The sequence below is a fragment of the bacterium genome, from assembly GCA_035530055.1.
Classification (GTDB): Bacteria; UBA6262; WVXT01; order WVXT01; family WVXT01; genus WVXT01.
On sequence record DATKVN010000088.1, the window covers coordinates 1 to 8802 of the forward strand.

Here is an 8802-nt window from a genome sequence, read left to right on the forward strand (position 1 = left end):
CTGGCTTGTGGGAGCGATGCAGAGGTTCTGGTGGGTTCCTCCATTGGGGCTTTTTGCGGGGTTGGCTCTGGTTGGTCCTTTTGCGGCGCTCTTTTTAATTCGCAAGATTGAGTGGAAACAGCGGGAGAAGGAGTTGACGGCAGAGGAGCATCTGGAGAGGACGGCGCAGGGGATGATTGAGATAGATAGTGTTAAGAGATTGGTGAAGATAATCCCCAGATATCTTACTCAGTTCTATTATTCTGCCCTGGATATCAGGATAACCCACGCTACTATCTTCCTCCTGGATAAAGATAGAGGGGAGTATCTGTTGAAGTCTACTTCGGGGACGAGGAAGATTTCTCTGGAGAGGACTCTTCCTGAGAAAGAGAATCCTATTTATATTTGGTTTAAGAAGATAGTTCCCCTTATAATTGAAAAGAGATTTGTCAGGAGGAGAGAGCTGGATGTTCTGCAGAGGGAGGATATTGATTTCTGGCTTAAGGAGGAAAGGCTCCTTCGTCTGGGTGATTACATTGAGCCTTCTCTAATGGAACTTAAAAAAATAATGGTCGAGTTAAAAGCAGTGCTTTGCGTTCCCAGTTACTATCAAGAGGGACTTTTGGGTTTTCTGATTCTGGGAGAGAAAGAGAGGGGCTTGTTCAGACCGCAGGAACTGTCACTCTTCTTCAGACTTTCCCGGTATGCTGGTTTGGCTATAAGGAGTGCTCAGCTCAGCCAGGATCTCCAGCAGGCTTATGCCTCAGTGGCTCAGGCGGATAGACTCTCGTCAATGGGTCAACTGGCGGCAAGTTTTGCTCATGAGATAAATAATCCTGTAGCAATTATTATTTCCGGTATTGAATTGAGTTTGGCGACTATGAGAGAGGATTTGCTCAAGGCTCAATCTGTGGAGGAGAAGGAAAAGATTGTCGAGTATACTGAAGATAAGTTGATAAAGATAAAAGATGAAGCTTTCCGTATATCTCACATTATTGATAGAATAATGGGGTATGTGAAAGCGCCAATGGGCGATTTTACATCTGTGAGATTGGAGGATTTGATTGAGGCTACTTTGGGATTGGTGGAGCATCCCTTACGTAAGAACCAGATAAATGTGGTAAAGGAGATTCCTAAAGATTTGCCAAAAATTCGAGGAATTGCCGGGGAACTTCAGGAGGTCTTCCTCAACCTTTTCAATAATGCTTTAGAGGCGATGGAAGATGAGACACCGGGAAGTATTAATATTTTGGCAAGAGCATTTGGCAATCCTGAAGTGGTGGAAATAAAAGTATCGGATACAGGGGGTGGAATTTCTCCAGAGAATCTGCGTAAAATTTTCGATTTTCTGTTTACTACAAAATTGCAGGGGACTGGCGTGGGATTGTCTGTGGTTTATAATATAATCAAAAAACACGATGGGACTATTGATGTAGAGAGTGAGATGGGGAAGGGAACAACTTTTACTATGCGTCTTCCGATGTGGAAAGAGGAAGGCGTGATCAAAAGATAGTTTGTTCGTCGTTAAGGAACTTTTCAACGCCAAGCCATCTGCACGATTTGAAATCGTGCCTACAAAGGAGCACGGCAATCTCGAGATTGCTTCGTCGCTTATGCTCCTCGCAATGACAGCGCTTTGCTGCTACAAAATGTATGGGTGACACTCCGTGGTCGCCCAAAAGAAGGGACGGCACAGAGTCCGTCCCCTACATAGAAGCTACAAAATATAGAGAATTAGGTAGGAAGAGAGGGGGGAAAGGGTTGATAAAATTGTTGGTGGTTGAAGATGAGCCTAATATGCGCGGGTTTTTGAAAGATTTCTTTGAGAAGCAGAACTATGAGGTTTATACTGCCTCTAATGGAGAGGATGCTTTGAAGTTGATAAAGAATTCGAGGCCACACCTTGTATTTCTGGATATAGGTTTACCAGGTATGTCTGGAATGGATGTTTTGGCTCGCATAAGAGAGTTCGATAATACAATTAAGGTGATTATGGTTACTGGCGTCCAGGATAAGCAGAAAATTGAAGAAGCTACAAAGTTGGGAGCGAGTGATTATGTTACTAAGCCCTTTAGTTTTGACTACCTGCAGAATGTAGCGTTGGGTAAGGTGCATACACAATTATTTGAAGATTTGCGAAGAGAGGTACAAGAGAAGGGGCTTCTTTACAAGGAGATAGAGAAGAAAGCGGATGAACTCCAGAAAGCATACGGGAAATTGGCACAGACTGCTGTGCAAGCTCTCTATGCTCTGGCTAAGGCGTTAGAGGCAAGGGACCCTTATACTCATGGACATTCTGAATCGGTTACCCGATATGCTACCTGGATAGGCGAGAAACTGAGAGGGAAGCAGGGCTGGGAGAATGTGACATTAGATGCTGGAAAAATTCTCCGAAATGGTGGTCTTTTGCACGATGTTGGTAAAATCGGAATTATTGATGGAATATTGAACAAACCTGGCAAGCTTACTAAGGAGGAGTGGGCGAAGGTTAAAGAGCATCCCGTGAAGGGAGCTCATATCCTGGAAGGTGTCGAGGAGTTCAAGGATTATGCTCTGGTGGCCCGTCACCACCACGAAAGGTGGGATGGGAAAGGCTATCCGGACGGGTTAAAAGGGAAACAGATTCCTAGTGGGGCAAGAATCATGGCTGTGGCTGATGCTTATGATGCTATGACTTCTGACCGTCCCTACAGAAAAGCAGGGACTCCCATAGAAGCAGCAAAAGAATTGTTGAAATGTAAAGGGACACAATTCGATCCTGAACCAGTAGATGCGTTCATAATTGCTCTTAAAGAGCATAACATTTTGACTGAGGAGGATGTAAAGAAGATAACAGAGGGGGAGGAATAGTCCCCCCTCACCCATACCCTCTCCCCGTAGGGGAGAGGATTGTCGGGCTCAGGGACGAGCCCGACTACCTCGTGTCTCATCCTCTCTCCCCCGAGGGGAGAGGAGGAAATAATTTTGTAGAGGATACAAATGGCGAACTTGGGAGTAAATATTGACCATGTGGCGACTCTGCGGCAGGCGAGATTTACTCCTTATCCTGACCTTATAGAAGCTGCAAAGATTTGCGAGAAGGCAGGCGCGCAGGGAATCACTGTGCACTTGAGAGAGGACCGCAGGCATATTCAGGATAGAGACGTCTATTCTTTGAGGAAAATAGTTAACACAAAATTGAATCTGGAAATGGCTGCAACTGGGCAGATTATGGAGATTGCTTTAAGAGTTGTTCCCGATGAGGTGTGTATAGTTCCTGAGAAGAGGAGAGAGTTAACTACTGAGGGTGGGCTGGATGTCTGGGGGCAGAGGAGAAGATTGGCAGGGGTGGTTAGGAGGCTTAACAAGAAGGGAATTCTGGTGAGTCTTTTTATTGACCCTGAACCTAAACAGGTTAGAGCGGCTAAGGAAGTTGGCGCCAATTGCGTGGAACTCCATACGGGAACCTATGCAGAGGCAAAAGGGAAAGAGAGGCAATCAAAGGAACTTAAGAAATTGAAACAGGCGGGTAAGCTGGCAGTAGAGTTAGGGTTACGCCTCAACGCTGGTCACGGACTCAATTACCAGAATGTGAGACCGGTGGCAGGAATTCCTGGAATAGAAGATTTGAATATTGGACATTCTATTATTAGTCGTTCTGTATTCGTTGGCCTGGCTCGGGCAGTGAGGGAGATGAAAAAATTAATTAAGTGAGAGGGAAAAAGAGGTGGTTTATGTGTGGTATTGTGGGCTATATTGGGAATAAGGATGTTGTTCCGATTTTGATAGATGGGTTGAAGAGGTTAGAATATCGGGGCTATGACTCAGCAGGCATTGGCGTGATTGAGAAGGGGAGGCTGGAGTTAAGAAGATGCGTGGGGAAGATTACTAACCTGGAAAATGTGTTGAGGGATAAGCCCTGTAAGGGAAATATAGCCCTGGGCCACACGAGATGGGCGACCCACGGCAGACCCTCGGAAGAAAATGCGCACCCGCATACTGATTGCCAGGAGAGACTGGTGGTAGTGCATAATGGAATTATTGAGAACTATCTCACATTGAAGAAGGGATTGATAAAGGAGGGTCATAGATTTAGGTCGGAAACGGATACTGAGGTTCTGGCCCATCTTGTGGAGAAGTATCTCGCCAAATCGAGAGGGAAGAAGTCCATTCTTTTCGCACTTCAGAGGGCGCTTAAAGAAGTGGAGGGTTCATACGCTTTGGGAGTTATCTCTGTTGATGACCCGGATAAGATTGTCTGCGCCCGCAAGGAGAGTCCCCTGGTTATTGGGCTGGGGAGAAAAGAATATTTTATTGCTTCTGATGTTCCGGCAATCCTGGGACATACCAGGAAAGTAATCTATCTTGATGACGGTGAGACGGCCGAGGTGAGTACCGACGGGGTGCAAGTATATGAAAAGTCGGGTAAGAAAATAAAAAAGAAAGTATTTCAGATAAGCTGGGACCCGGTGATGGCGGAAAAGGGCGGCTATAAGCATTTTATGCTCAAGGAGATTCACGAGCAGCCCCGGGCTATCCAGGACACGTTCCGGGGAAGGATGGCGCCAGATAAGGGTGAGGTCTATCTGGAAGAGCTGGGACTTTCCAAAGAAGAGATTAGAAGGATTGAGAAGGTTTATATCGTTGGCTGTGGCACATCATATCACGCTGCGCTCTACGGGGAGTTCCTTTTCGAGGAACTGGTGAGGCTTCCCTGTGAGGTGGACATCGGTTCTGAATTTCGCTATAGAAACCCTATTATAAATGGCAATACTCTCGTTCTTTTGATTTCCCAATCGGGAGAGACGGCGGATACGCTGGCGGGGTTGAGGGAAGCAAAGAAGAAGGGTGGAAAGACTTTAGCTATCTGCAATGTGCTCGGTTCTACAGCCACGCGAGAAGCAGATGGCGTAATCTATACCCGGGCCGGGCCGGAAATCGGGGTGGCTTCCAGCAAAGCATTCACTGCCCAGCTTACGGCTCTATGCCTTCTGGCAATCTATTTAGGGAGAGTAAGGGGAACTTTGGGAAAAGAAGAAGCAAGGAATATATTGATGCATCTTCTGCACATTCCTCACCAGGTGGAAGAGGTTCTGGAAAATCAAGAGGAGATTATAGCCTGCGCACAGAGTTATTTTAAGAAGATAGATTTTCTATTTTTAGGGCGCCACATAAATTATCCCATCGCGCTGGAAGGCGCACTGAAATTGAAAGAGATATCGTACATTCACGCAGAGGGCTATCCTGCTGGCGAGATGAAGCATGGCCCGATTGCCCTGATTGATGAGAATATGCCTGTTCTGGCTATTGCCACTGATAGCAGAGTCTACGAAAAAGTGGTGGCGAATATAGAAGAAGTGAGGGCTCGTGATGGGATTGTAATTGCCTTGGCTACGAAGAAAAATAAGGAGATTAAGAAGAAAGCCGAGTATGTATTTTATTTGTCGGAGACGATGGAGATACTGTCTCCTATTGTCAATGTGGTTTCGCTGCAGCTGTTAGCTTATCATATTGCTGCCCTCAGAGGTTGCGATGTGGATCAGCCGCGTAATCTTGCCAAGAGCGTTACTGTTGAGTAATCTAAGTTGGCATAAATCATAGAATCCGTATTTAGAAAATGACTTGATTTTCCTGATACTTTTTTGTATCATAACAAAAATGGTAGGTGCAGGCTTTAGCCTGCAAGAACTAACGCAACCTAAAGGTTGCGACTACCATGTTATTATCAGTCTTGGTAGCCGCAGGCTTTAGCCTGCGAATATGGACGCTCCGATGCATGGGAGCGGCTACATTGAATAGGAGAAGGAGAAAAGGAATGCCAATTTCTGGCACGGGCATAGATATAGTTGAAATCAGTAGAATTAAGAAGTTAATGGAAAAAGATGAGCGGTTGAAGGGCCGCGTATTTACTAAGAACGAAATCAGGTATTGTGAGAAGAAGAGGAAAAAGTATCACCACTATGCAGTTCGCTTTGCTGCCAAGGAAGCTGTTTGGAAGGCGCTGGGAAAAGGAGGTGTGGGTTTTAAAAATATAGAGATTAGAAACAGGTCGAATGGTCAGCCGCAGGTTTATCTGAAAGGTAAGAGGCTGGACCCTTTAAAAATTTTGGTTAGTCTAACCCACTCTCGTGACTATGCGGTTGCCCAGGCGATAGTGGTTGAATAGGGGAAGGCGGGCTCAATAAATTGAGCCCCTACATATTGTAGGGGTTCGATTCATCGAACCCGCAGGTATTAAGAATTGATATGAAGATAGTTTCTTCTGAACAGATGAGAGTGCTGGATAATAAGGCGATTTCCGAAGGTACTGCGGGAATTGAATTGATGGAGCGGGCTGGGACTGGGCTGGTTGCGGTTCTCCAGAAAGAAATTACCGATATAGTTAAGAAAAAGGTTGTTGTTTTTGTGGGAAAGGGGTATAACGGAGGAGATGGGCTGGTAGTGGCAAGGAAATTGAAAAGGTTGGGTGCTCAGGTTAGAGTGATTCTTCTTGCAGAGGAAGAGGAAATGAGAGAGGATACAAAGACTAATCTGACCCGGGCAAGGGGAGCTGATATAGACATCATCCCTCTTAAGGACCTTTCTACTGAAAAGATAAAAGAAGAGATTTTCCGGAGCGATATAATAGTTGATGCTATTTTTGGCACAGGATTTTCAGGCGTTATAGGGGATATGGCAAAAGATACAATTGAAGCCATTAATAATTCAAAGAAGTACGTGGTTGCCTGTGACATTCCCTCGGGAGTAAACGGTAATACAGGAGAAGTTGGGGGTCCCTGTGTAGATTCTGATTTGACTGTGACTTTTGCTTATCCCAAGAAGGGGCTCTTTCTCTATCCAGGTTACAGGTTTGTGGGAAATATCAGGGCTGTGGATATTGGAATAAAAGATGAAGATTTACCTTCCCGGTGGAGCATGCTTACCTCTTCTGAAATCAGAGAAATATTACCAAAGAGAAGAAAGGATGCTCATAAGAAAGACTTTGGGCACGTTCTAATTCTGGCTGGCTCTTCCGGTATGACGGGAGCGGCAACTTTGGCTTGCCAGGGGGCATTGAAGGTGGGAGCGGGGTTGGTAACCCTGGGAATTCCTGAAAGCCTGAATACTATTATGGAAGTTAAAATTACTGAAGCTATGACACTTCCTCTACCGGAAACTGAGGAGAAGAGTTTGAGTGCAAAAGGAATAGATGAAATTTTAGATTTTATAGAAAGGAGGAAGGTGGACGTTATTGTTATCGGGCCGGGGCTTTCCACTAACAGAAGCACGGGAAAACTGGTGAAGAAGATACTTAACAAAGTTTTTTTGCCCTGTATCCTGGATGCTGACGGAATAAATTTGTTAGCCAGCGAAGCAACTCTGGCTAAGGCAAAAGCTAAAATTATTATCACTCCCCACCCCGGAGAACTGGGGAGATTGCTGGGAAAGAAAGCAGAGGATATACAGAGAGAAAGAATAGGATATGCTTTAGAATTCTCCGAGAAGAATAATTTGATATGTGTCCTGAAAGGATACCAGACGGTAGTTACAAAAGGAGAAGATGTGTTTATTAATCCCCTGGGCAATCCGGGAATGGCCAGCGGAGGTAGTGGTGATGTTCTATCGGGGATGATTGGTGGGTTGGTAGGTCAACTTCGGTTATTGGAGACGGGAAAGAAAAATAGTTTACTTTCTGCTGCCATCTGTGGAGTCTATCTTCATAGTCTGGCAGGAGATTTGGCCAGACGGGAGAAGGGAGAAATGAGCCTTATCGCCTCAGATATAGTGGAGAAAATACCAGGAGCAGTGAGAGAAGTATTAGAAAATTAAAAGTTGCCAGAAAAGGCAAACAATTTTAGGAGGAGGTGAACGGAATGGGTAGTATTATTGGCGGATTAGTGATTGCAGCGATTGGCGTAATCTGGTTTTTTGTGGGACAGCTTTGGTTTGAATTGTGGGTAGTTTTGAAAGGAGTTCTTCCGGCGATGTTAGTAGGGGGAGGATTGGTGGCTATAATTGCTGGTGTTAGCAGCGTAAAGGATAAAATTGTCTCTAAAAAGGAAGAGGCAAAAGCACCGGCTTCTGAAGAGAAGAAGGAATAATTCAAACATACAACAGGGGGGGCTCCTTAATAAGAGCCCCTTTTTTGTTTAATAGGGACAGCGACCATTTTTTAGGAAATTTTTTTGTTTAATTCAATGAAGATATCGAAAATTGGTGAGTTTGAATTAATAGAACGGATAAAGAAGAGAGTGGAGAAACATTACCCTTCTTCTCAGATTAAGAGAATTATTGCTGGCATTGGTGATGATGCAGCAGTGATTGAGCCTTATGGTGAGAAGCTTTTAGTGGCTACCACTGATACAATGGTGGAGAGAGTCCATTTTGATACTGAGGATGCCGATTTTGAACAGATAGGTTATAAATCAATGGTCTCCTCGATTAGCGACATCATTGCTATGGGGGGAAAGCCAAAGTATGCTCTCGTTTCTTTAGCGCTCTCTAAAGACAGTTTGACCAGAGATGTGGATGGTCTATACGAAGGGATGCTAAAGTGTGGAAGGAAATTTGGGGTCAGGATAGTCGGCGGCGATGTAGTTTCTTCTCCCGGGAATGCGGTAGTCACTCTAAGTTTGCTGGGAGAAGTGGCAAGAGGCAGGGTGGTCTATCGCTCTGGAGCTAAGGTGGGAGACAGGATACTGGTTACGGGAAATTTTGGAGATTCGGCTGCCGGGTTAGAAATACTTAAGGGGAGATGGAAAATTCCAGGGAAATCCGATTATCTCCAGAAGTGTAAGAAGAATCTTATAAAGAAACATCTACTTCCCCAGCCGAGAGTGAAAGAGGCAGAAATTATCTCCGGGA

The 8802-nt window shown here is 45.1% G+C and carries 8 protein-coding genes; all 8 read left to right on the plus strand.

The window, feature by feature from the left end; all coding sequences use genetic code 11:
- Positions 1 to 1492: ATP-binding protein (locus tag VMW39_06725; protein ID HUW23706.1), on the plus strand; the 1492-nt coding region annotated here is incomplete at its 5' end.
- 248 nt (positions 1493 to 1740) lie between these two features.
- Positions 1741 to 2829 carry an HD domain-containing phosphohydrolase gene (locus VMW39_06730; GenBank protein HUW23707.1) on the plus strand — a complete coding sequence of 363 codons (1089 nt, stop codon included), beginning with the start codon at positions 1741 to 1743 and terminating at the stop codon, positions 2827 to 2829.
- Positions 2830 to 2958: 129 nt separating this feature from the next.
- Positions 2959 to 3672 carry a pyridoxine 5'-phosphate synthase gene (locus VMW39_06735; GenBank protein HUW23708.1) on the plus strand — a complete coding sequence of 238 codons (714 nt, stop codon included), beginning with the start codon at positions 2959 to 2961 and terminating at the stop codon, positions 3670 to 3672.
- Between the two features lie 20 nt (positions 3673 to 3692).
- The gene (glmS, locus tag VMW39_06740) at positions 3693 to 5537 is read left to right on the plus strand and encodes a glutamine--fructose-6-phosphate transaminase (isomerizing) (GenBank protein HUW23709.1); all 1845 of its coding nucleotides are present in this window, start codon (positions 3693 to 3695) and stop codon (positions 5535 to 5537) included.
- Between the two features lie 236 nt (positions 5538 to 5773).
- Positions 5774 to 6124: a holo-ACP synthase gene (gene acpS / locus VMW39_06745; GenBank protein HUW23710.1), complete on the plus strand. Its 351-nt coding sequence runs from the start codon at positions 5774 to 5776 to the stop codon at positions 6122 to 6124.
- Positions 6125 to 6204: 80 nt separating this feature from the next.
- On the plus strand, positions 6205 to 7767 hold the full coding sequence (locus tag VMW39_06750) for an NAD(P)H-hydrate dehydratase (protein HUW23711.1): 1563 nt from the start codon (positions 6205 to 6207) through the stop codon (positions 7765 to 7767).
- 44 nt (positions 7768 to 7811) lie between these two features.
- Positions 7812 to 8039, plus strand: coding sequence for a hypothetical protein (locus tag VMW39_06755; protein ID HUW23712.1), 228 nt, complete (start codon positions 7812 to 7814; stop codon positions 8037 to 8039).
- An 84-nt stretch (positions 8040 to 8123) separates the two neighbouring features.
- Positions 8124 to 8802: thiamine-phosphate kinase (gene thiL / locus VMW39_06760; protein ID HUW23713.1), on the plus strand; the 679-nt coding region annotated here is incomplete at its 3' end.